General features: G+C 66.7%; 18 protein-coding genes, 1 tRNA gene and 1 pseudogene. 7 read left to right on the forward strand and 13 right to left on the reverse strand.

The features are described 5' to 3' along the window. The first annotated feature begins 19 nt into the window (after window positions 1-19). From ACO2Q9_RS07170 to ACO2Q9_RS07180, 3 genes and pseudogenes are all read left to right on the forward strand, one after another. Window positions 20-835 (forward strand): DeoR/GlpR family DNA-binding transcription regulator, encoded by an 816-nt coding sequence (locus ACO2Q9_RS07170; RefSeq protein WP_423309741.1) that lies wholly within the window; start codon window positions 20-22, stop codon window positions 833-835. 100 nt (window positions 836-935) lie between these two features. After that, window positions 936-2,054 (forward strand): annotated as a pseudogene (locus ACO2Q9_RS07175) (PilT/PilU family type 4a pilus ATPase); the annotation flags it as partial. 214 nt (window positions 2,055-2,268) lie between these two features. Next, window positions 2,269-2,775: a cyclic nucleotide-binding domain-containing protein gene (locus ACO2Q9_RS07180; protein WP_423309744.1), complete on the forward strand. Its 507-nt coding sequence runs from the start codon at window positions 2,269-2,271 to the stop codon at window positions 2,773-2,775. A 26-nt stretch (window positions 2,776-2,801) separates the two neighbouring features. Here the strand turns inward: ACO2Q9_RS07180 and ACO2Q9_RS07185 are convergent, their stop codons facing one another. From ACO2Q9_RS07185 to ACO2Q9_RS07200, 4 genes are all read right to left on the reverse strand, one after another. Continuing rightward, entirely contained in the window at window positions 2,802-3,593 is a 792-nt protein-coding gene (locus ACO2Q9_RS07185; protein WP_423309747.1) for a hypothetical protein, read from the reverse strand. A gap of 95 nt (window positions 3,594-3,688) precedes the next feature. Continuing rightward, window positions 3,689-4,858 (reverse strand): helix-turn-helix transcriptional regulator, encoded by a 1,170-nt coding sequence (locus tag ACO2Q9_RS07190; protein ID WP_423309749.1) that lies wholly within the window; start codon window positions 4,856-4,858, stop codon window positions 3,689-3,691. A 68-nt stretch (window positions 4,859-4,926) separates the two neighbouring features. Beyond that, window positions 4,927-5,002 (reverse strand) — tRNA-Arg (locus ACO2Q9_RS07195). A 46-nt stretch (window positions 5,003-5,048) separates the two neighbouring features. Further along, complete coding sequence (locus ACO2Q9_RS07200) at window positions 5,049-5,723, reverse strand: TetR family transcriptional regulator (protein WP_423309752.1); 675 nt, start codon at window positions 5,721-5,723, stop codon at window positions 5,049-5,051. A gap of 226 nt (window positions 5,724-5,949) precedes the next feature. On the opposite strand from ACO2Q9_RS07200, the gene ACO2Q9_RS07205 reads away from it, so the two are divergent. From ACO2Q9_RS07205 to ACO2Q9_RS07220, 4 genes are all read left to right on the forward strand, one after another. Next, entirely contained in the window at window positions 5,950-7,182 is a 1,233-nt protein-coding gene (locus tag ACO2Q9_RS07205) for an efflux RND transporter periplasmic adaptor subunit (protein WP_423309754.1), read from the forward strand. Window positions 7,183-7,195: 13 nt separating this feature from the next. Further along, window positions 7,196-10,357 (forward strand): efflux RND transporter permease subunit, encoded by a 3,162-nt coding sequence (locus ACO2Q9_RS07210; RefSeq protein WP_423309756.1) that lies wholly within the window; start codon window positions 7,196-7,198, stop codon window positions 10,355-10,357. Continuing rightward, entirely contained in the window at window positions 10,350-11,819 is a 1,470-nt protein-coding gene (locus tag ACO2Q9_RS07215) for an efflux transporter outer membrane subunit (RefSeq protein WP_423309758.1), read from the forward strand. The genes ACO2Q9_RS07210 and ACO2Q9_RS07215 overlap by 8 nt, the downstream gene beginning before the upstream one ends. A 72-nt stretch (window positions 11,820-11,891) precedes the next feature. After that, window positions 11,892-12,524 (forward strand): c-type cytochrome, encoded by a 633-nt coding sequence (locus ACO2Q9_RS07220; RefSeq protein ID WP_423309760.1) that lies wholly within the window; start codon window positions 11,892-11,894, stop codon window positions 12,522-12,524. A gap of 35 nt (window positions 12,525-12,559) precedes the next feature. On the opposite strand, the gene ACO2Q9_RS07225 is transcribed toward ACO2Q9_RS07220, so the two are convergent. The 9 genes from ACO2Q9_RS07225 to ACO2Q9_RS07265 are packed head-to-tail and all read right to left on the reverse strand — an operon-like array spanning window position 12,560 to window position 22,151. After that, window positions 12,560-13,132 (reverse strand): DUF2946 family protein, encoded by a 573-nt coding sequence (locus tag ACO2Q9_RS07225; protein ID WP_423309762.1) that lies wholly within the window; start codon window positions 13,130-13,132, stop codon window positions 12,560-12,562. A 44-nt stretch (window positions 13,133-13,176) separates the two neighbouring features. Beyond that, a complete protein-coding gene (locus ACO2Q9_RS07230; RefSeq protein ID WP_423309764.1) occupies window positions 13,177-14,166 on the reverse strand; it encodes a YheT family hydrolase in 990 nt (329 codons plus the stop codon). Window positions 14,167-14,187: 21 nt separating this feature from the next. After that, complete coding sequence (locus tag ACO2Q9_RS07235) at window positions 14,188-14,637, reverse strand: YybH family protein (RefSeq protein ID WP_423309766.1); 450 nt, start codon at window positions 14,635-14,637, stop codon at window positions 14,188-14,190. Between the two features lie 27 nt (window positions 14,638-14,664). Further along, a complete protein-coding gene (locus tag ACO2Q9_RS07240; protein WP_423309768.1) occupies window positions 14,665-15,453 on the reverse strand; it encodes a hypothetical protein in 789 nt (262 codons plus the stop codon). A 12-nt stretch (window positions 15,454-15,465) separates the two neighbouring features. Continuing rightward, a complete protein-coding gene (locus tag ACO2Q9_RS07245) occupies window positions 15,466-16,029 on the reverse strand; it encodes a cyclic nucleotide-binding domain-containing protein (protein WP_423309770.1) in 564 nt (187 codons plus the stop codon). 17 nt (window positions 16,030-16,046) lie between these two features. Next, window positions 16,047-16,742 carry a ligase-associated DNA damage response endonuclease PdeM gene (gene pdeM, locus ACO2Q9_RS07250; protein ID WP_423309772.1) on the reverse strand — a complete coding sequence of 232 codons (696 nt, stop codon included), beginning with the start codon at window positions 16,740-16,742 and terminating at the stop codon, window positions 16,047-16,049. A gap of 9 nt (window positions 16,743-16,751) precedes the next feature. Continuing rightward, window positions 16,752-19,442, reverse strand: a complete 2,691-nt coding sequence (locus tag ACO2Q9_RS07255) for a ligase-associated DNA damage response DEXH box helicase (protein ID WP_423309774.1) — start codon at window positions 19,440-19,442, stop codon at window positions 16,752-16,754. Between the two features lie 4 nt (window positions 19,443-19,446). Continuing rightward, window positions 19,447-21,099, reverse strand: coding sequence for an ATP-dependent DNA ligase (locus ACO2Q9_RS07260; protein WP_423309776.1), 1,653 nt, complete (start codon window positions 21,097-21,099; stop codon window positions 19,447-19,449). Beyond that, window positions 21,096-22,151: a ligase-associated DNA damage response exonuclease gene (locus ACO2Q9_RS07265; RefSeq protein WP_423309778.1), complete on the reverse strand. Its 1,056-nt coding sequence runs from the start codon at window positions 22,149-22,151 to the stop codon at window positions 21,096-21,098. The genes ACO2Q9_RS07260 and ACO2Q9_RS07265 overlap by 4 nt, the downstream gene beginning before the upstream one ends. Between the last annotated feature and the right edge of the window lie 28 nt (window positions 22,152-22,179).

Consider the following 22,179-nt stretch of genomic DNA (forward strand, 5'->3'; position numbering starts at 1 on the left):
GCCCCGAGGAGACAGCTTCATGAGCCTTACACCGGTGCTGAGCGCACGGCAGGAACGCATCGTCGAGATCCTGCGCACCACACCGTCCATCACGATCATCGAACTTGCGCAGCGGCTCGCCGTTTCCGGTGAAACCGTCCGTCGCGACTTGCAGGTGCTCGCGGACGATGGCATCGTCCAGAAATTCCATGGCGGCGTCAGCCTGCATCGCGACGTGCAGGAATCGCCCTTCCAGCTACGCCTGCGCAGCAACGTGGCGGCCAAACGCCGGCTCGCGCAGCAGGTCCTCGGCCTTCTGCCAGATGGCGCGAGCCTGGTGCTGGACAACAGCAGCACCGCCTGCTTCGTTGCCGAGGCGCTGGCCGAGCGCCGCGGCCTCACCATCGCCACCCCCTCCCTGGAAGTGGCGCGCGCGCTCGCCCAGAGCGGCGACCGTCACACCGTGCTCCTCCCCGGTGGCACATTGCGCAGCAGCGACATGACACTGGCGGGCGCCAACGCCCTGCGCTTTGCCACGCAGCTGCACCCCGACTTCTTCGTGCTTTCCGTTGCGGCCCTGAGCGCCAAGGGCGGTTGTCTCGACTTCGACCCCTTCGAAGTCGAATTCAAGCAGACCGTCATCCCCCAGGCTGCTACGGTGATCGTCGTCGCCGACTCCAGCAAATTCGGCACCCCCGGCCTCATCACCAGCCTGACGTGGGACCAGGTGCAGGTGCTGGTGGTCGACCAGGCGTTGCCGCCGGACCTGGTGCAGGCCACCCGGGGTCTGAAAGTGATCCAGTCCGCCCCCGGCGTAGAAGCCGTCACTGCTGCGTCGCCTCACGCACTCTCCTGAACGTCGCTCCAACAATTTGTGGAACATCCGCATCGCCTCCGATACGATGCCGGCTTGGGGTAGGGACAACAGATCCGGTCACGGCAACTGAGGGGAAGCCATGGAACAGCAGGAAAGACAACAGATCCAGGCCATCGTGCACAAGATGCTCGCGGCCATGGTCCAGATGAAGGGGTCGGACCTGTTCCTCACGGCCGGCTTCCCGCCCGCGATCAAGCTCAACGGCAAGCTCACCAAGCTCAACGAGACCGTGCTGAACGCGGACCAGACGGCCAAGATGGCGCGCGCCATCGCCTCCGAAAAGCAGTGGCAGGGCTACCTGGACACCAAGGGCCAGAACTTCGCGATTTCGCTGGAAGGTGTGGGGCGATTCCGCATCAACATCTTCTCGCAGCAACAGCGATGCGGCATGGTGATCCGCGTCATCACCACCGAGATTCCCGACTTCGACAAGATGAACCTGCCGCCGATCCTCAAGTCGATCGTGCTGGAAAAGCGCGGACTGATCCTGCTGGTCGGTGGCACGGGGTCCGGCAAGTCGACCACGCTGGCAGCGATGCTGGGCGTGCGCAACCGCGAAACCAACGGCCACATCATCACGATCGAAGACCCGGTGGAGTATGTGCACCCGCACGGCAACTGCATCGTGACGCACCGCGAAGTGGGCATCGACACCGTGGGCTGGTTCGACGCGCTGAAAGACACGCTGCGCCAGGCGCCCGATGTGATCCTGATCGGCGAAATCCGCGATCACGAAACGATGGAGTACGCGCTCAACTTCGCCGAGACGGGCCACTTGTGCATGGCCACGCTGCACGCGAACAGCGCCAACCAGGCCATCGACCGCATCGTCAACTTCTTCCCGATCGAGAAGCACGAGCAGGTGCGCAACGACATCGCGCTCAACATGCGCGCGATCATTTCGCAGCGGCTGGTGCGCAATATGTCGGGCGGGCGCGCGGCGGCGGTGGAGATCCTGCTGAGCACCTCGACATCGCGCGATGCCATCGCCAAGGGCGAAATCGGCCAGCTCAAGGACATCATGAAGAAGTCGGTCGAGCTGGGCATGAAGACCTTCGACCAGTGCCTGTACGAACTCTACGACGCGGGCGACATTTCGCTGCAGGAAGCGCAGGTCAACTCGGACGCCAAGAGCGAGCTGATGCTGCGCCTGAAGCTCAACAGCAAACGCTTCATCCGCGAAGAACTGCCCGGCGGCGATGCCGCAACCAGCGGGCTGTCGCTGCAGATCGACAAGGAACCCGAGGAAGAGGAATCGACCGGGCCGCTGGTCGTCAACATCAAGCGACCGGAGCCTGCGTCCGCCCCAGCGCCTGTTCCAGCGCCTGCCCCCGCAGTCAAACCGCCGCCGATGGAACTGTCGCTGGAAGAAATGCCGGCCCCGCCGCCCAAGGCCTGAACGCGGAGCACGCATGAACGAGTTCGACGCCATCGACGACTATTTCGCGACCCACGCCAGGCAACTGACCGAAGACCCGTCCGCCCGGTTCGACGCCTTGCGCAACTGCTCCTTCTTCCAGCCCGTCGCCGACGAGTGGCTGCGGCACATCTCCGACATGGCGCAGATCAGGACCTTCCACTCCGACGTCCGCATCACCTCGCAGGACGACGACATGAAGGCGTTCTATGTGATCCTGTACGGCGCGGCCGAAGCGTTCCGCAACGGCAAACTCGTCGGCACCATCGAAACCGGCGACTGCTTCGGCGAAGGCATCTTCTTCACCGACGGCACCGTCGCCACGTCCGCCACCGTCATCGCCGACGACAAGATCATCGTCGCCGAGTTCAGCAAGACCGTGATCGAAGCCCTGCGGTCCGACACCGATGCCATGGTCAGCATGGACAAGGCTTTGCTGCTGGCGCTGTTCAAGAAGTTGAAGGGCGCGAATCAGAAGATTGAAAGGCTGATGCTGGTCTAGACGTGAGTTGTCGTTGATGCGGCGAATCAGAGCTTCGGCCCCGCCCCCTTGCCCAGACGTGACTTGACGGCTGCCTCCCGCATGCCCTCTACCCACTGCTGCGCCTTGGCCTGTGTCGATGCCCACGCGCCGTAGTCCGTGATGCGCACCGTGAGGCTGCGGACAGGCTCACCCACCAGCGTGGCACTTGCAGCAACACCACACTGAGAAAGGTCCGCAGGCGCATTGCCCTTGGCCTGCTGGCGCTTCAGCAGACCTACGATGTCGCTGGCCTCGCCTTGACCAATGGACGTGGTCTTCGGTGTTGTACGCCAACACATGGGTTTGCCAGGTTCGCCCCAGACCATGTTCAGGTCGGCATAGTTCTTTCCGGTCGCCACGGGCGTGCCGTATTTCTGCCCGAGCTGCGAGCTCAGCTGAGCCTGTGTGGGAGGCGATGCAACGACCACCGACCGCGTGAAACCGACCACGCGCGATTCGCTCGGCGCGGGTGCGAAGTAGAGCCGGAAGTTCTCCGCTTCCTTGCCGTCATACATCACCACGATCTCGTACAGGAACGCCGGCGTGTTCAGCTGCTGCACACCATCGCTGTAGCTGTAGGTCATGGTGCGCTTCTGCACCCGTCCGCCACTGCGATGGGCCTGGATTGCGGCTATGGCCTCGACTTCCGTCATACCGGGCTTCACGCCGGCTGCGTCGAACGCTGGCTGGGCATGAACGGTCGACATCGCGGCACAGACAACAAGCGCGGCCATCAGCCCGCACATGCGGGCAGCCCGGCGGCGCGGGGCAGACAACACCAAGGCGATCGTGGACAACGGTGACTCCTTTGCAGATGGAACTGCATGCACGATAGGCCCTGCGGCCACAGGTCGCACCTCCCAGTTGGGAGGGAGGAGCGAAAAGTGCAGGATCAATGCCCACGCAGAGGCGAGTCGGTCAAGCGCGTGAGCTGACCGACGAGTTCAGCCTGGCGATGCGTACCTGTCTTGCCGAAAACCAGTTTGAGCCGTGTGCGCGCAGTGCCGTACGTCAAGCCAAGCTGCTCTGCGGATTCGCGCAGCGTCAGGCCATCCATCAGGCAGCTGGCAAGACGCACTTCCGCCAGTGTCAGGCCATATCGACGCTGCAGCACCTGCGTGCGCGATGGTTGTACACCGGAGGTGTCATCCAGTACCAGCATCACGCACTGGCGGAACGAATCAGCGGAAGCGAGCGGGAGCCGCAGGCCCACCGCATGCACGCGCATCGGAGGCTGGCGCCCGTCACTGCGCTGGAGATCAAGCGACTCCCTTGACTGCCCGTCAAAGCCTTCGCGCGCATGACCGCGCAACAGCGCAGCAAAGGCCGCCCGGTCGTGATCGAGTGCCGCCTCGACCCGACAGTCGCGATACGTGAGGCCATCGTGTCTTGCCAGAACCTCCATCGCCGCACGGTTGCCATGCACCAGACGTCCGTCCGCATCCACAATGAGCATGCCGCCGCGCAACCGGTCAAGCGATTCCGCAAGCAGATCGCGCCGCAGACTCGTTTCACCAAACCGCTCGCGCAAACGCAATGCGCGAGCGAAATGGCCAGTCAACCCCTCGAACTGCCGCACTTCGCCTGAACTGAAGCTCGGCAGGTCCCGAGCACGTAGCAACGTGACATTGGCAATGCCACGCCGGTCGGTCGTGAGCGTATTGCCCAAGCTGTGGCGCAAGCCCTGCGGATACAGCCACTCGTTGTAGTAAGCAGAACGGTAGAGAACGCCAGGGTCGCGCGTGTAGTCGTCCAGTCGCTCGTTGGTGCGCACTACACCCGGTCGATGCAGCGCCAGCGAATGTGCGGTCCACGGGTTGTCCGGTGCGAAATAAAGCTCGTCGAACCGATCCATCCAACCCGGGTCGATCCCGGATAAATGGCCGCGCGTGAGGCGCCGCGTGTCAAAATCCAGAACATAGAAAGTCTCCGCCTCGCTGCGAAAGCACGTCCTGAGATGTGACATGACTACGGGCCACTGCTGCGGATCCAGCGCCGCATCGTAAATGGCATCCGTGAGAGCGTCGGCCACGCGGGCCCGGGAAATAGCATTTCGGGTCATTGCCACACCACCGTATCAGACGATCGTACGGAGTCGCATATAAGCCGTAAAGTTCAGGCCGGGAAATCTGGTGCGGCTGGCGGGGATCGAACCCACGACCCTTGGCTTCGGAGGCCAATACTCTATCCACTGAGCTACAGCCGCGTGGCCCGGCAGGTGTGGCGCCTGGGGGCAAGTCCGGCATTATCCCCTATCGGCGTGCGGCCCGGAGGGGAATGACTTTGGCGGTGACAGGACGGACGTCTTCGCCACTGTCTGCGAGGCCCAGACCGGCGAGGTAGGTGTCGAGCGCGCGCTTGCTGGTGACGACCAGATCGAATGCGCCGGGCGAGAGCAGCCAGTTCTGGATGAGCCCGTCGATCATGGCGTGCAGGCCGTGGGCGGCGATGGCGTGGGGCACGGGCAGTTTCACGCCGCGCTGGCGGGCGGCCACGCGCAGGCCGTCCTGCAGGTGGGCGACGCATTCGTCGCGCGCGGACAGGTGCCGCTCTTTCACGGCTTCCATTTCGTCGACGTATTCGACCTTGTTCATGGCGATGTCGAACACGCGGCGTGCCTGCGGGTCTTCGATGACCTTGAGCAGCGCGTCGGTCATGGAGCTGCGGATCTTGACGAGCGGGTCGTCCGATTCGTCCAGCCGTTGCAGCGACTCTTCCATGGGCAGCGTGACGCGCTCCATCATGGCGTTGAAGAGGTCGGCCTTGTCCTTGAAGTGCCAGTAGATGGCGCCGCGCGTGAGGCCAGCGGCCTGGGCGATGTCGTTGAGCGTGGTCCGCGATACGCCGCGCTGCTGGAACAGGTGCTCCGCCGCGTCCAGCAAGGCATGGCGGGTGGCGAGGGCTTCCTCTTTAGTGCGGCGGACCACGGGCTGTCTCCTGACAAAATCTTGTTACGAACGGGGAAAATCTTGCAGTGGTCCCGGTGTAAAACCCGGGTTTCTGTAAGCCCAAGCCGTAACTATACATTCACAAATGTATGTAAACTACGCCGCTTGCCGAAAACCCCAACCCCTTTGCAGTTGATGCCCGCCGTGCGGGCTCCTGCTGTTGGGCATCAGTATCAATAACAACGCCTGTCCCGGAAGGAACCGCATGCCTGCCTTGCGTCTTGTCTCCCCTGTTGCTTTCTCGTCCCGAAACCTCGTCTCCGTTCCCCTGCTTCTTGCGATCGCCCTGCTCCTGTCGGCCTGCGGCAAGAAAGACGCCCCGCAGGGCGGCGCTCCCGGTGGCGGCATGCCGCCCGCCGAAGTGGGCGTGGTGACCGTGACCCCGGGAGAAGTGGGCCTCATCACCGAGCTGCCGGGCCGGCTCGAAGCGTCGCGCGTGGCGCAGGTCCGGGCCCGCGCCGCCGGCATCCTGCAGGAACGCCTGTTCCGCGAAGGCAGCGACGTGAAGGCGGGCCAGCCGCTGTTCCGCATCGATTCCGCGCCGTACGCCGCGCAGACCGAATCGGCCAAGGCGTCGCAGGCCCGCGCAGAAGCGAATCTGCAGCAAGCCACGGCCCTTGCCGAGCGCTACAAGCCGCTGGTCGAAGCCAATGCGGTGAGCAAGCAGGAATACGCCAACGCGGTCGCCGCGCAGAAGCAGGCCGAGGCTGATGTGGCCGTGGCCAAGGCAGCCGTGACGACGGCCGGCATCAACCTCGGTTACGCCTCCGTGACTTCGCCGATCTCCGGCCGCATCGGCCGCGCGCTGGTGACCGAAGGCGCGCTGGTCGGCCAGGGCGAAGCCACGCAGCTTGCCGTGGTGCAGCAGATCGACCCGATGTACGTGAACTTCACGCAGTCCGCGGCAGACGTGATGAAGCTGCGCCGCGCGATGGAAACCGGCCAGTTCAAGCGCGCCAGCGGTCAGGACGCCGCCAGCGTGCGCATCGTGCTGGAAGACGGCACCGAATACGCGCGCCCCGGCAAGCTGCTGTTCTCCGACCTCACGGTAGACAGCACCACGGGCCAGGTCACGCTGCGCGCCGAAGTGCCCAACCCCGGCGGCACGCTGCTGCCCGGCCTGTATGTGCGCGTGCGCCTCGAACAGGCGCAGGCCACCAACGCCATCACGCTGCCCCAGCAGGCCGTGACGCGCACCGCCAACGCCGACACGGTGATGGTGGTCGGCCCCGACGGCAAGGTGAGCCCCCGCACCATCAAGATCGGTTCGGCCAAGGGCAACCAGTGGGTGGTGCTCGATGGCCTGAAGGCCGGTGAGCAGGTCATGGTGGACGGCTTCCAGAAGCTGCAGGGTGGCGCGCCGGTGAAGCCGGTGCCATGGAAACCTGCCGCCAAATCAGAAGAAACCTCTGCTGCCCCGGCACCGGCCAAGCAGTAAGGAGTCCCTCTCAATGGCAAAGTTTTTTATCGATCGGCCCATCTTCGCGTGGGTGATCGCACTGTTCGTGATCGTGATGGGCGTCGTGTCGATCACGCAACTGCCCATCGCCCAATATCCGCCGGTGGCGCCGCCTGCCATCGTCATCAATGCCGCCTATCCGGGCGCTTCCGCACAGACACTGGAAGACAGCGTGCTGTCGGTGATCGAGCGCGAAATGAACGGCTCGCCCGGCATGGTCTACATGGAATCGGTCGCGCAGGCCGATGGCACGGGCAGCATCACCATCTCGTTCCAGCCCGGCACCAATGCCGACCTGGCGCAGGTGGACGTGCAGAACCGCCTGTCGCGCGCCTCGCCCCGCCTGCCCGCCGCGGTGACGCAGCAGGGTGTGCGCGTGGACAAGTCGCGCTCCAACTTCCTGCTGTTCACGATCCTGTCTTCCGACAACCCGGCGCACGACCCGGTGTTCCTGGGTGACTACGCGTCGCGCAACATCATCCCGGAAATCCAGCGCCTGCCCGGCATCGGCCAGGCCCAGCAGTTCGGCACCGAGCGCGCCATGCGCATCTGGATCGATCCGGCCAAGCTGACCGGCTTCAACCTGTCGGCTGCAGACGTGCGCACCGCCATCGCATCGCAGAACGCACAGGTGGCCTCCGGCACCATCGGCGACCTGCCCAACATCTCGGGCCAGGGCATCACCGCGACGGTGGTGGTCAATGGGCAGCTCACGAGCGTCGAGCAGTTCGGCAACGTCGTGCTGCGCGCCAACACCGACGGCTCCACCGTGCGCCTGAAGGACGTGGCCCGCATCGAACTGGGTGGCCAGAGCTACGCCACCTCCGCACGCCTGAACGGCAAGCCGTCCACCGGTATCGGTGTGCAGCTCTCGCCCTCGGGCAACGCGCTGGCCGCCGCCAAGGCGGTGCGACAACGCATGGACGAGCTCCAGCGCTTTTTCCCCGAAGGCGTGAAATACGCCATTCCCTACGACAGCTCGCGCTTTGTCAGCATCTCGATCCGCCAGGTGGCCGAGACGCTGGTGGAAGCCGTGGTGCTGGTGTTCCTGGTGATGTTCCTGTTCCTGCAGAACTGGCGCTACACCATCATCCCGACCATCGTGGTGCCGGTGGCGCTGCTCGGCACGTTCGCGATGCTGCTGGCGCTGGGCTTCTCGATCAACGTGCTCACCATGTTCGGCATGGTGCTGGTGATCGGCATCGTGGTGGACGACGCCATCGTGGTGGTGGAAAACGTCGAGCGCATCATGAGCGAGGAAGGGCTGTCACCGCTGGAAGCCACACGCAAGGCGATGGGCCAGATCTCCGGCGCCATCATCGGCGTGACCGTGGTGCTGATCTCGGTATTCGTGCCGCTCGCATTCTTCAGCGGCTCGGTCGGCAACATCTATCGCCAGTTCTCTGCGGTGATGGTGACATCCATCGCGTTCTCGGCGTTCATGGCGCTGTCGCTCACGCCCGCGCTGTGCGCCACGCTTCTCAAGCCGGTGGCAGCGGGCCACAACCACGAAAAGAAGGGCTTCTTCGGCTGGTTCAACCGCAGCTTCTCGCGCACCGCCAAGGGCTACGAAAGCGTGGTCGCACGCATCCTCAAGCGCGCTGCACGCTACCTGGTCATCTACGCCGCAATCATCGGCGTGGTGGCGTTCGTCTACACGCGCCTGCCCACATCGTTCCTGCCGGGTGAAGACCAGGGCACGATGCTCGTCAACATCCAGCTGCCGCCGGGCGCCACCATCGAGCGCACCCAGGCCGTGATGGAACAGGTCGAAGGCTTCATCCTCAAGCAGCCGGAAGTGGAGAGCATGGTCGGCGTGATGGGCTTCAGCTTCTCGGGCCAGGGGCAGAACGCCGCACTCGCCTTCGTGACGCTAAAGGACTGGTCCGAACGCAAGGAGCCGGGGCAATCTGCCGATGCACTGGCCGGCCGCGCGTTCGGCGCACTCATGGGCATCCGCGACGCGTTCATCTATCCGCTGAGCCCGCCGCCGATTCCGGAACTGGGTGCGGCCTCGGGCTTCACCTTCCGCCTGCAGGACCGCGGTGGCCAGGGCCACGAGAAGCTGATCGCCGCGCGCAACCAGCTGCTGGGCATGGCGGCGCAGAGCAAGATCATCACGCAGGTGCGCCCCGACGGCCTGGAAGATGCGCCGCAACTGCGCATCGACATCGACCGTGACAAGGCCAACGCGCTGGGCGTGCCTTTCGAGTCGATCAACAGCGCGCTGTCGACGGCCCTGGGGTCGTCTTACGTGAATGACTTCCCGAACGCGGGTCGCCTGCAACGCGTGGTGATCCAGGCCGATGCGCCCGCGCGCATGCAACCGGAAGACCTGCTCAAGCTCAACGCCAGCAACAGCAAGGGCCAGCCGGTTCCGCTGTCGGCCTTTGCAACGACGCGCTGGATCACCGGCGCCATGCAGACCGTGCGCTACAACGGCTACCCGGCCGTGCGCATCAGCGGCTCGGCCGCGCCGGGCTACAGCTCGGGTGCCGCCATGGCCGAGATGGAACGCCTCGCATCGCAACTGCCGCAGGGCTTCGGCTTCGAGTGGACCGGCCAGTCGCGCGAAGAAAAGCTCGCCGGCGCGCAGGCGCTCATCCTCTACGGCTTCGCGATCCTGGCGGTGTTCCTGTGCCTGGCCGCGCTGTACGAGAGCTGGTCGATCCCGCTGTCGGTCATCCTGGTGGTTCCGCTGGGCGTGCTGGGCGTGGTGCTGGGCACCCTGTTCCGGGGCATGTCGAACGACGTGTACTTCCAGGTGGGGCTGATCACGATCATCGGCTTGTCGGCGAAGAACGCCATCCTGATCATCGAGTTCGCGAAAGACCTGCAGGCGCAGGGCCGCACGGCGGTGGAAGCCGCGCTCGAGGCCGCGCACCTGCGCTTCCGCCCGATCGTGATGACCTCGCTCGCGTTCATCCTGGGCGTGGTGCCGCTGTTCATCGCATCGGGCGCCGGCTCGGCCGCGCAACGCGCCCTGGGCACCGGCGTGATCGGCGGCATGATCACCGCGGTGGTGCTGGCCGTGTTCTTCGTGCCGGTGTTCTTCGTGGTGGTGCGTGGCATCTTCAAGGGAAGCAAGCGGCAACATGAGATGTACGCCAAGCACGCGACAGCGGCCGGCGTGGGAGAAAAGCCCCATGACTAAGACCAACTTCAAACTCGATACGCAGCGCCGCCTGTTCATGCTGGCACCGCTGGCATTGGCCGTGCTCACGGGCTGCTCGATGATTCCCGAATACCAGCGCCCCGCAGCGCCGGTGTCAGCCACCTTCCCGGGCAGCCCCGCTGCCACCGCCGGCCAGACGGCCAGCGCCGCGGCGAACATCGACTGGCAGGACTACTTCACCGATGCGCGGCTCAAGCAGTTGATCGGCATCGCGCTGGAGAACAACCGTGACCTGCGCGTCGCCATGCTCAACGTCGAGCAGGCGCGTGCGCAGTTCCAGATCCGCCGGGCCGACCAGTTCCCCACCATCAACGCAGCGGCGAATGCATCGCGGCAGCCCAACGCGTTCAATGGCGACCTCACCAACAGCTTCAGCGTGGGCCTGGCCCTTTCCGCCTGGGAGATCGACTTCTTCGGTCGCATCGCGAGCCTGAAGGAGCAGGCGCTGGCGCAGTATCTGGCCACCGACGAGGGCCGCAAGGCCGCACAGATCACGCTCGTGAGTGCCGTGGCAACCAACTGGCTCACGCTGCTGGCCGACGAGGAACTGCTCTCCATCACGCGCCAGACGGTCGAGACGCGCGAAGAGTCGATGAAGCTCACGAAGCTGCGCTTCGACAACGGCGCGTCGTCCGAGCTGGACTACCGCCAGGCCGAGTCGCTGACCGAATCGGCCCGCGCCACGCTGGCGCAGGTGCAACGGCAGCGCGCGCTCGACGAGAACGCGCTGGTGCTGCTGCTCGGCCAGCCCGTGCCGCAGGGTGTGCTGGCCGGCGGCACCGCGCGCCTGACCGATGCGCTGGACCTGCCCCAAGTGCCCGCCGGCCTGCCCTCGGATCTGCTGGTCAACCGGCCCGACATCCGCCAGGCGGAGCAGCAGCTCATCGCGTCCAACGCCAATATCGGCGCGGCGCGGGCGGCGTTCTTCCCGCGCATTTCGCTCACTGCGCAGGTCGGCACGGCCAGCAACGAGCTCGACGGCCTGTTCAAGAGCGGCTCGTGGGGCTTCACGCTGGCACCACAACTGCTGCTGCCGATCTTCGATGCAGGTCGCAACCAGGCCGGCCTCGAATCCGCGAACGCGGCGCGCAGCATCGCAGTCGCCCAGTACGAAAAGTCGATCCAGACCGCTTTCCGCGAAGTGGCGGATGCGCTGGCCGGTCGCGCCACGCTGGCCGAGCAGCTGAGGGCCCAACGCGCCCAGGCTGCGGCGGAATCGCAACGCTTCAAGCTGTCCGATTTGCGCTACCGCAACGGCATCGCGAGCTATCTGGACATGCTGGACGCCCAGCGCTCGCTGTTCACGGCCCAGCAGGCCGTGGTGCAGACGCGACTGGCGCAACTGCAGAACCAGGTGCAGACGTACAAGGTTCTGGGCGGCGGCTGGAAGGAGCCCGTCCCGGCGGCGACGGCGGCCGCGCCGGCAGGCACCCCGCGCTGACGGCGTTTTCCGCGGGGGCGACCGCTATAATCAAAGGTTGATTTGCCAAGCCCCCGATTTCTGAGGACGCCAATGAGCGATAACGCCCACGAAGAAGCCCATACCGGCCCGATCAAGACACCGAAGCAGTTGCTGGTGACGGTGTTTTTCTCGTTCGTAGTCCCCATTTTCGTGATCATCGGCCTCGTGCTGTACGTGGTGTCGGCGGCCAACCCCGCCAGCAGCCCGAACCCCACGTCCATGAGTCTCGGCGGCGTGAGCGAGCAGGCCCATGCGCAGGGCGTCGCCCATCGCCTCATGAAGGTGGGCTCCATCGAGATCCGTGACGCCAACCGTCCGCTTCAGGCCGGTGAAGCCGTCTTCAAGGCGCAATGTGCCGCCTGCCACGCCACCGGTGCCGCCGGCGCTCCCAAACTGGGTGACGTCGGCGCCTGGGCCGCCCGCATCAAGACCGGTTACGAAGCCCTGCTGAACTCCGCCCTGAAGGGCAAGGGCGCCATGGCCCCGCAGGCCGGCGGCGACTTCGAGGACGTGGAAATCGGCCGTGCCGTGGTCTACATGGCCAACGCAGCCGGCGCCAAGTTCGCCGAGCCGCAACGTCCTGCTGCTCCTGCGACTGCGGAAGGTGCTGCGCCTGCAGCCGGTGCCGCCGTTGTCGCAACGCCTGCTGCGCCGACCTCGCCCTCGCCGCCGCCTGCCAAGTAACCCAAGGGCAGTTCGTGCCCCTCCAGAAAAGCCGGTCAGTGACCGGCTTTTTCTGTTTGTGCCGCTGCCTGCACCGCCGCCGGACTCCGCACGAAGCCGAAGCGCCGGGGCAATTCGGCCAAGGCCACCTCCTGCGGCACCCACAGACCCTGCTCGACGGCCTGCGCCGCGACCGGTACGTCCAGCGTATGCACCAGACCCAGGCCGATCTCCGCCTCGACATAGACATGCCCGGCTTCGTCGAGGAGGCAACGCTGCACGCGGGCCGGCTGGCCGGTGTGCGCCGTGACAGCGAAGTCCTCGCTCACTCGCCAGACGAGCGGCGTGATTTCGAGCTCCACATAGACGCGCTGGGGTCCGTTCTGGAAGAACCACTGCCCTTGCGCATCGCAGTCGTAGTTGCGATGGATGAACGCGATGAGTTTCTCGTGCCGCAGCAGCGAGCCGCGCGACGCGGGCGTGCCGCCGTCCGCCGCTGCGAACGGACCGGCGGCCTGGGCCTTGTCGTCACGCATGTACCAGTGGCCGCGCGCATCCAGTCCGAGCCAGCCGTAGCAATGGGGAACGTTGGGCCACTTGGCGATGGCCTGTCTGACGATGTCGTCCATGCGGTCATTGTGCCCGGCAACCCGCGCACCAGGCGGGGCCTGGGTTACGACATGTGATCGAGCAGCCAGCCGCCGACGGCTTCGGGCATGGTGTGTACATGCCCCGGCCAGCGTCCACCCGGAAAGCCCACATGCCCACCGTGCCCGGGCTGCCACAGCGTGACGAAGCGGCCGACTTCCTGCGCGTGCGGCAGGCTGTGCCCCGGAACGAACGGGTCGTTGCGCGCATTCAGCACGAGGGCGGGGATGCGGATGCGGTTCAGGTGCGGCTTGGCGGATGCACGCGCCCAATAGTCCTCGGTGCTGGCGTAGCCATGCAGCGGCGCGGTGAACACGTTGTCGAACGCGTAGATGTCGCGCGCGGCGCGCAGCGCGTCGGCGTCGAACAGGCCGGGATGCTGCGCCAGCTTGCGCAGGGCCTTGGGCTTCATGGAGTTGAGGAACATGCGGCCGTAGACCTGCCGGTTGAAGCCCACGCCGATGGCATGCCCGCCGGCCGCGAGATCGATCGGTGAGCTCACGGCCGCCACGGCACGCGCGGTCCGGGCTGCGTCGTCACCAGCCTCTTCGGCCCAGCGCAGCAACGCATTGCCGCCGAGCGAGACGCCCACCGCCACGAGCTCACCGCCACCCTTCGCACGATGCTGCGCGGCCAGGCGCTCGAGGATCCAGCCGATCTCTTCATGGTCGCCCGAGTGGTAGGCGCGCGGCGCGAGGTTCAGCTCGCCGCTGCAGCCCCGGAAGTGCGGCACCGCATAAGCAAGGCCCCGCTGGCGCGCGAAATCGGCGAACGACTGCGCATAGTGGCTGGCCGACGATCCTTCGAGGCCGTGGAACAGCACCAGGAGTTTCTGCCCCGGAAGGGGCGGGATGTCGGCCGCATGGTCGACATCGATGAAGTCGCCGTCGGGTGTGTGCCAGCGCTCACGCGTGAAGCGCGGTGCGGCACCCGTGTAACGGCGACCGTAGAGCGCGGGCCAGATGGTCTGGAGATTTCCGCCCGGAAGCCACGATGGCGCCCTGTACTCCTGCATGCTGTCTGCACGGATCCCGGGTCAGTGCAGCATGGACGGCCGCTCGGCCGGCGCTTCAGCTTCGCGCGCTGTGCCGGGGCTGGCATGGTGGGCGACCATGCGCCAGCCCTGCGCGGTCTTGTGATAGACGTTGGTGGCCACCACCCACGCGTGGCGCGGGCCTTCGGGCGTGAGCACGTCGATGCGTTCGAGCAGGTTGTGCACCGAACTGCCCAGCGCGTGCACGCGATGCACCCGCTCCGGCCGCGCGCTGATGCTGCCGTTGGCGAACATGGCTTCGAACGCCGCGCGGATCGCGCCGCTGCCCACCAGGCGCGGGCCACCGGGGTGGACGCAGACGATGTCGTCCTCGTCGGCCCAGCAGGCCATCAGCTTGTCGAGGTCGGCGTTCTGCAGCGCTTCGTAGAAAGCGGTTTCGACATCGTCGGCGCTTCCGCCGATGGTGGCTGCCTGGAGTTTGGCCTTGGACATGCGTTTATCTCGGGTTTCGAGCCTGATTCAAGGCGCAGATTCTGCCGTGCTTTGCCCCGTCATGCCGGGCCCTGCGCCGTTCAGCCAACGCCCCAGCACAGCTGCCGCATCGCCCTGCGCGGCCTGCCACACGGTCTGCGGCGCGGCCACGTGAATGCCCGGCGGCGCCATCTGCAGCGCAAGGTCGAGCAGCTCGGCCACCTTGGCAGCACGCACCGGTTGCTCGGAGGTCGGCAGCATGTACTGGAAGATCGAGAGCATCCATGCCACGAGCTTCTGCGGGGCTCTGGCGTCCCCGGGCAATCCGCCGGGCTTGCGCGCGGAGCGCACGAGCAGGAGACGCTCGAAGCCCATGGATGCGACGGCCTGTTCGTCGAGGTTCGCAAGCCCGTGCTTCACGGCATCCGGCAAACGTCCCTGGTCGTGCGGCAGGACGATGGCCAGCGTGCGCACACCACCGGCATGCAGCCAGCCGGCCAGCGCCGGCAATTGCGAAGGCTGCGGCGTCCACAACGCGCGTTCGCGGCCGTAATGCGCGCGTGGCGGATCGAACATCACGACGGCGACGTCGGTCTTCACGGCAAGGGGCGGCCAGGCCTGCGGCTCGTCGCCCGGCAATTCGAGCAGGTGCACACCCGGCAGGCCTGCCCGCATGGCCCGCTTCGCCAGCACATGCGCCGCGCCGAATCGGCGTGTGCCGACAAGACGGCGCAGCACCTCATTGCCCATGACGCCCGTGGCGCCAGCGACCAGCAGGCTGGGGGAAGACGGGACCGGATCCTTGCGAAGCGCCGAAGAGAGGGCTTGCTGCAGCATGCTCGGCCCGGGTCAGCTCAGCAGGCGTTTGTTGACGGCATGCGTCGCGTCCAGCTCCTGCTGCAACGCACGGCTGACCTGCGACAGCGTCTTGAACTTGCGGTTGGTCTCGCGCAAACGGTCGGACAGGCGCTTGGCCACGGCGAGCAGCAGCCGCGCCGCGACGGCAGGATGCTCCTGGATGAGTTTCAGCAACGCTTCACGCGAGAGCACCGCCACCATGAGGTCGGTGACTGCGGTGCAGGTGGCCGAACGCGGGCCACCGTCGATGATGCCCATCTCGCCGATCAGGTTGCCGGGACCGATGACCGTCATCACCGTGCTGTCGCGCGCCGCGCCGGCCGCGCCGGTGTCGACGCGGACGTCGCCGTCCACCAGCAGGACCATGTAGTCGGTGTGGACGGATTCACCTTCTTCGATGAAGACCGCACCGGCGGCCACGCGGGAAGGCTTCATGTAATCGAGCACGATCCGCGCATCGTCCATGCTCAGGTCCACCAGCGCCGAGGTCGTCACCAGCAGCTGGGCCGCGTGTTCACGCAGATCACTGGAGGGACGGGGCGGTGGTGCGTTCATTGCGAACGATTGTAGGCCTAGCCCTGCGGCAATGCCCAGACAGCACCGCCTCCGACCGCATAGCGTTGAAGGCCCTCCTGCGCCTCGACGGGATGGCCGCCGGTGAATTCGCCGAAGGCCGGCAGCACGGCCAACCCTTGCTGCGCGGTGAAACAGGGCAGACGCACGCTGTCGTGCCCGCGTCCGTGCAAATGGCACACGGGGTGCGAATGCCCGGCCAGCACGAAGTGGGTGGGATGCGTCTGCGGATGATGGCAGCAGGCGAAGGGACCGAGCAACCAGGGCTCGTCCACCACGTCGATGGCGAGATGGGCCGGTGGATCGCCTGCGCGGTCGTCGTGGTTGCCGCGCACGAGCGTGCACGCCAGTTGCGCGTGTCGCGCGCGCCAGTCCGCCAGTGCGGTCAGCAGCGACGCGTTGTGCGCCTGCGCGGCGTGCAGCAGGTCACCGAGGAATACGAGGTGCCGCACGGATCGGCCCGCCATCAGTGCGTCGAGGCGTGCGAGGTTGGCCGCCGTCGTGCCGGCTGGTACGGGCTGGCCCAGCGCACGGAACGTCGCTGCCTTGCCCAGGTGCACATCGGCCACCCAGAGCACCTCGCGCGCGGGCCAGTGAAGCGCACGGCCCGGCAGCAGGCGGAGGGACTCGCCGGCCCATTCGACGACCAGTCCGTCGCCGGGCTCGGGGGATGAGGCGGCTCGGGGCAACGACATGGGCCCACCCTACAGCCGCGGCAACGGTCGCGACGGCTTGCGCGCACGCCGCTCCCGCACGGGCTTCGGCGAACCATTCGATGGAACGCCCGACGCGCTGGTCGCCTCACGGCTGAACGCCAGTGCATCCCGCACATCGGTCGCCGAAGCCGGCGTGCCACCGGCAGCGGCCTCCAGTTGTTGCACCATGCGCGCGATGCGGTCGGCCACGTTCTCGTTGGACAGCTTCTCGCGGAACAGCTCCACCATCAGCGGGAAACTGAAGGGCGTAGGCCGTTCGAGTTCACGCAGCACCAGCGTCTGCGTGCGCATGCGCTCGATGCTTTGCGCGAGACGGTTCAGCTCGAGTTCCTGCGCAAGCAGTTCCTGCTCGGCCTGCTGCAGCAGGCGGTTGCCGGGGTCGTATTTGCGGAAGACCTCGTAGAACAGCGACGACGAGGCCTGCAGCTGCTTCTGGCTGCGTTTCTCGCCCGGGTAGCCCTGGAAGATCAGGCCCGAAACGCGTGCGATCTCGCGGAAGCGGCGCAGCGCCATTTCACTCGCGTTCAGGCCGGCGAGCACATCGTGCAGCAAGGCTTCGTCGTCGGCGTCGGCGGTGAGGCGAGGCAGCAGGCCGGCCCAGTCGCGCGGTGTGGCGCTGAGCAGCTCGAAGCCATAGTCGTTGACCGACATCGAAAAAGTTCCGGCTGCCTCCTTCGCGATCCGCCAGGCCAGCAAGTTCGCCAGACCCATGTGGACGTGCCGCCCCGCGAACGGATAGACGAAGAGATGCCAGCCCTCGCGCGTCTTCAAGGTCTCGGCCAGCAGCGTGCCGGGCGTGGGCAGGGCCGACCACCGCGCCTGCAGTTCGAGCAGCGGACGGACGCAACGCAGCTCGGGGTTGTCGAAGCGGCCATCGGCGGCACGCGCGAGCTGGCGCACGGTGGCATCGGCCAGCGTGGTGGACAGGGGCATGCGCGATCCGTTCCAGCGCGGCACCGACGGGCGACCTGCCGGCGCACGCCGCACGAACGCCGTCATCTCGTGGATGCGCACGAGTTCGAGCAGCCGGCCGCCGAACAGGAAGCAGTCGCCGGGCTTCAGGCGCGAGACGAAGCTCTCCTCGATGCTGCCCAGCCGCCCACCCGAGCCCCAGAACTGCACCGACATGCTCGCGTCGCTCACGATGGTGCCGATGTTCATGCGGTGCCGGCGCGCCAGCCGCACATCGGGCACGCGCCACACGCCTTCGGCATCGGGCACCACGCGGTGGTAGTCGGGGTATGCAGCCAGCGATGCGCCGCCCTGGCGCACGAAGTCCAGGCACCACTGCCATGCGTCCGGCGTCAGGTTTTCATACGAAGCAGCGCTGCGAACCTCCGCATACAGATCGTCTGGCACGAAGCCGCCACCGAGCGCGATGGTCACGAGGTGCTGCACGAGCACATCCAGCGGCTGGTGCGGCGGCCGTCGCGCCTCGATATGGCCTGCAGCAATCGCTTCGCGCGCGGCCGCCCCTTCGACGATCTCGATGCTGTGCGTGGGCACCATCGTCACGCGCGATGCACGCCCCGGCGCATGGCCGGAGCGGCCCGCGCGCTGCAGCAGCCGTGCCACGCCCTTGGGCGAGCCGATCTGCAGCACGCGCTCGACCGGCAGGAAGTCCACACCCAGGTCCAGGCTCGACGTGCAGACCACCGCGCGCAGGCTGCCCTCCTTCAGGCCCGCCTCGACCCATTCGCGCACGCCGCGATCGAGCGAGCCGTGGTGCAACGCGACCGAGCCCGCCCAATCGGGCCGCGCTTCCACCAGCGCCTGGTACCAGATTTCGGCCTGCGAACGCGTGTTGGTGAAAACGAGCGTAGTGCTGCTGTTTGCGATCTCCTGCACCACATGCGGCAGCATCGCCAGTCCGAGGTGCCCTGCCCAGGGAAAACGGTCTGCCGCCGGCGGCAGCAACGTGTCGACACGCAGGTCTTTGTGCACCTTGCCCTGCACCAGCGTGCCGCCCCTATGGCCGAGCAGCGTGTGCATGGCTTCGTCGAGATTGCCGAGCGTGGCCGACATGCCCCACGCGCGCAGCGCCGGATTCCATCGCCGCAGGCGCGCGAGCGCGAGCTGCACCTGAACGCCGCGCTTGTTGCCCAGCAGTTCGTGCCACTCGTCGGCCACCACCATCTGCACTGTGCGCAACAGCTCGCGCGCATCGGCGCGCGCGAGCATGAGCGACAGGCTCTCGGGCGTGGTGACCAGCACGCTGGGCAGGCGCTTGCCTTGTGCCGCGCGCTCGGCGCTGCTGCTGTCGCCGGTGCGCAGGCCCACGTCCCAGCCGGACAGGTTCCCGGCACCCGTGGGGCCCAGCGCGTCGAGCGCCTGCTGCAGCGCGCGCGCCGTGTCGGCGGCAAGGGCACGCATCGGCGTGAGCCACAGCACGCGCAACGGCTCGGATGTTGCGGCTCTGGCAGCTGCTTCAGGAGCAATCGGCATCGTCGCCGCAATGTCCTTCTTTGCACGTCGCCGCCCGGCAGGCTTCATCGCGCCCAAGGCGAGCAAGGCGCCGAGCCACACAGCGTACGTCTTGCCAGCGCCCGTGGTCGCATGCAACAGACCCGACTCGCCGCGCGCCACGGCCGCCCACACCTGCTTCTGGAACAGGAATGGCTTCCAGCCGCGCGAGGCGAACCAGGTGTCGATGGCCGAGCGGACGGTGGGGACGGTCATGCCGCTATTGAGCCAGCAGCGCCGCCAGGCTGTCCAGCGTGTCGGCCTCTTCCACCGGTTTGTCGATGCGCCAGCGCAGCATGCGCGGGAAGCGCACCGCGATGCCGCTCTTGTGCCGGGTGCTGCGCGAGATGCCCTCGAACCCGAGTTCGAACACCAGCGTCGGCGTGACCGAGCGCACCGGGCCGAAACTTTCCTGCGTGGTCTTGCGGATGATCGCGTCGACCTTGCGCATCTCTTCATCGGTGAGGCCCGAATACGCCTTGGCAAAGGGCACGAGCTTGCGGTCGGGCGCGCCGGCGGGTGCGTCCCACACCGCGAAGGTGTAGTCGCTGTAGAGGCTCGCCCGGCGGCCGTGACCGCGCTGCGCGTAGATGAGAACCGCATCCACGGAAAGCGGGTCGATCTTCCATTTCCACCAGGTGCCGACATCGCGCGTGCGGCCGACGCCGTAGAGCGCTTCGCGTGCCTTGAGCATCATCCCTTCGACGGCGAGCGCCCTTGCCTGTTCGCGCATCCGTGCAAAGGCAGGCCAGCTGCCGGCCTGCAGTACCGGGCTGGACTTCAGTGCGGGATGCGGCGACGCCGCGAGCAGCGCATCGAGCTTTGCGCGCCTGGCTTCCTGCGGCTGTGCGCGCAGGTCGTCGCCTTGCCATTCGAGCAGGTCGTAGGCGAGCAGGATGGCTGGCAATTCCCGCAGCAGCTTGGGCCCGAGCGTCTTGCGACCGATGCGCTTCTGCAGCTGCGCGAAAGGCTGCGGGCGTTGCTGCGCTTCGCCCCAGATGAGCACTTCGCCATCGAGCACCGTGCCGTCGGACAGCGTTGCACCGAGTTCGACAAGCTCGGGAAACCGATCGGTCACGAGTTCCTCACCACGCGACCAGACCCAGGTCTGCCCCGCACGTCGCACGAGTTGTGCGCGGATGCCGTCCCACTTCCATTCGACGAGCCAGTCCGGAGCCGGACCGACGAGTCGATCGAAATCTTCCACGGGCGCATTCAGCGCATGGGCGAGGAAGAAAGGATAGGGTTGACCACTGGTCTGGCGCTGCTGCTCGCTGTCCGTCTCCGGCGCGATGAGTGCGCGGTAGGTGTCGGCCGTGGGTGCATGTCCGATGCCGGTGTAGCCCATCAGCCGCTGCGCGACGCGCTTGGCGTCGATTCCGGCAATCGCCGCCAGTGCCTGCGTCACCTGCAGGCGCGACACGCCGACGCGGAAGCTGCCGGTGATGAGCTTGAAGTAGACGAGGCGTTCGTCGCGCGCCAGCGCCTGCCACTGCGCGCGCAGTTCCGGTTCCAGCGCCTCGGGCGGCAGGCCGCGCAAGGGCAGCAGCCGCTGCGTCACCCATACGGCGAGGCCTGCTTCGTGCGAATCGACCGGGTCGGGTAGCAGCAGCGACAGGGTTTCGGCAAGGTCACCGACAGCCTCGTAGCTTTCGTCGAACAGCCACTCCGGCAGGCCCGCCGCTTCGCGGCCCAGGCGCTTGAGTAAGGCGGTGGGCACGATCTGGCGCGGCTTGCCGCCTGCGAGGAAGTAGGCGGCCCACGCAGCATCCGCGGGCGGTGCGATCCGGAAGTACCGCTGCAATGCAGCCTGCTTGGCCAGCGTGCCGGTGGTCGCATCGAGTTCGCGATAGAGCGCGGCAAAGGCTTTCATGTGGCCTCATCCGGCGCAACACCCTTCGCCTGTTCGCCGTGCGACTCGCCGGGTGGGGCGGGTCCGTCGTCGTCATCGTCGCCCCCGTATTCGGTGTGAAAGCCCTGCGCGTCCAGCCCCTGCTCCCGCAGCCAGCGCACCAGCACGGGAATGCTGCCGTGCGTGACGAAGATGCGTTGCGCGCCCGTCCCTCCGATGGCTTTGAGAAGGCCGGGCCAGTCGGCGTGGTCGGACATGACGAAGCCGCGATCGACGCCGCGGCGTCTGCGCGTGCCGCGCAGTTGCATCCAGCCGCTGGCGAAAGCATCGGAGTAACTGCTAAAACGCCGGAGCCATGGTGTCGACTGCGCGGACGGCGGCGCGAGCACGAGCGCGCGCTTGAGCTCGGCGGGCTTCATGTCCGCCGCATGCTGCGTGGGAGCAAGACGCACGCCGGCCGCGCGGTACACGGCATTGAGCGGCTCCACGGCCCCGTGCGTCACGATCGGGCCGATGGATGCATCCACGCCGCTCAGGATGCGCTGCGCCTTGCCGAACGAATAGCAGTAAAGCACCGACGCACGGCCCTCGGCCACGTTGTTCGCCCACCAGCGGTTGATGTCCGCGAAGAGCTCAGGCTGGGCCGGCCAGCGGTAGACGGGAAGGCCAAATGTCGATTCGGTGATGAAGGTGTGGCAAGGCACGGCCTCGAACGGGGTGCAGGTGCCATCGTCTTCCAGCTTGTAGTCGCCAGATGCGACCCAGACCTCGCCCTTGTGCTCGATGCGGACCTGCGCCGAACCCAGCACGTGGCCGGCCGGATGGAGCGAGACGCGCACGCCGTTGTGCCCGATCGCCTCGCCGTATTCGAGCGTCTGCAGGTTGATGTCGCCCAGACGATGCCGCAGCGTGCCTTCGCTCTGCACATGCGCGAGGTAGTGGCCGTGCCCGACGCGCGCATGGTCCGAATGGGCGTGGGTGATGATGGCGCGGCCGACAGGGCGCCACGGGTCGATGTAGAAATCGCCGGCCGGACAGTACAGCCCCTGCGGCCTTGCCACGATGAGGTCCATGGAGCCATCCTAGCGTCGGCGACGCACG

It is taken from the genome of Variovorax sp. VNK109 (assembly GCF_049445855.1).
Lineage (GTDB): Bacteria > Pseudomonadota > Gammaproteobacteria > Burkholderiales > Burkholderiaceae_C > JAGOCV01.

Bases quoted from the DNA above. Each gene is read 5' to 3' on its own strand.
- ACO2Q9_RS07170 (WP_423309741.1), top strand. From the start codon at position 20: ATGAGCCTTACACCGGTGCTGAGCGCACGGCAGGAACGCATCGTCGAG.
- ACO2Q9_RS07180 (WP_423309744.1), top strand. From the start codon at position 2,269: ATGAACGAGTTCGACGCCATCGACGACTATTTCGCGACCCACGCCAGG.
- ACO2Q9_RS07190 (WP_423309749.1), bottom strand. From the start codon at position 4,858: ATGACCCGAAATGCTATTTCCCGGGCCCGCGTGGCCGACGCTCTCACG.
- ACO2Q9_RS07205 (WP_423309754.1), top strand. From the start codon at position 5,950: ATGCCTGCCTTGCGTCTTGTCTCCCCTGTTGCTTTCTCGTCCCGAAAC.
- ACO2Q9_RS07210 (WP_423309756.1), top strand. From the start codon at position 7,196: ATGGCAAAGTTTTTTATCGATCGGCCCATCTTCGCGTGGGTGATCGCA.
- ACO2Q9_RS07215 (WP_423309758.1), top strand. From the start codon at position 10,350: ATGACTAAGACCAACTTCAAACTCGATACGCAGCGCCGCCTGTTCATG.
- ACO2Q9_RS07220 (WP_423309760.1), top strand. From the start codon at position 11,892: ATGAGCGATAACGCCCACGAAGAAGCCCATACCGGCCCGATCAAGACA.
- ACO2Q9_RS07225 (WP_423309762.1), bottom strand. From the start codon at position 13,132: ATGGACGACATCGTCAGACAGGCCATCGCCAAGTGGCCCAACGTTCCC.
- ACO2Q9_RS07230 (WP_423309764.1), bottom strand. From the start codon at position 14,166: ATGCAGGAGTACAGGGCGCCATCGTGGCTTCCGGGCGGAAATCTCCAG.
- ACO2Q9_RS07235 (WP_423309766.1), bottom strand. From the start codon at position 14,637: ATGTCCAAGGCCAAACTCCAGGCAGCCACCATCGGCGGAAGCGCCGAC.
- ACO2Q9_RS07240 (WP_423309768.1), bottom strand. From the start codon at position 15,453: ATGCTGCAGCAAGCCCTCTCTTCGGCGCTTCGCAAGGATCCGGTCCCG.
- ACO2Q9_RS07245 (WP_423309770.1), bottom strand. From the start codon at position 16,029: ATGAACGCACCACCGCCCCGTCCCTCCAGTGATCTGCGTGAACACGCG.
- pdeM (WP_423309772.1), bottom strand. From the start codon at position 16,742: ATGTCGTTGCCCCGAGCCGCCTCATCCCCCGAGCCCGGCGACGGACTG.
- ACO2Q9_RS07255 (WP_423309774.1), bottom strand. From the start codon at position 19,442: ATGACCGTCCCCACCGTCCGCTCGGCCATCGACACCTGGTTCGCCTCG.
- ACO2Q9_RS07260 (WP_423309776.1), bottom strand. From the start codon at position 21,099: ATGAAAGCCTTTGCCGCGCTCTATCGCGAACTCGATGCGACCACCGGC.
- ACO2Q9_RS07265 (WP_423309778.1), bottom strand. From the start codon at position 22,151: ATGGACCTCATCGTGGCAAGGCCGCAGGGGCTGTACTGTCCGGCCGGC.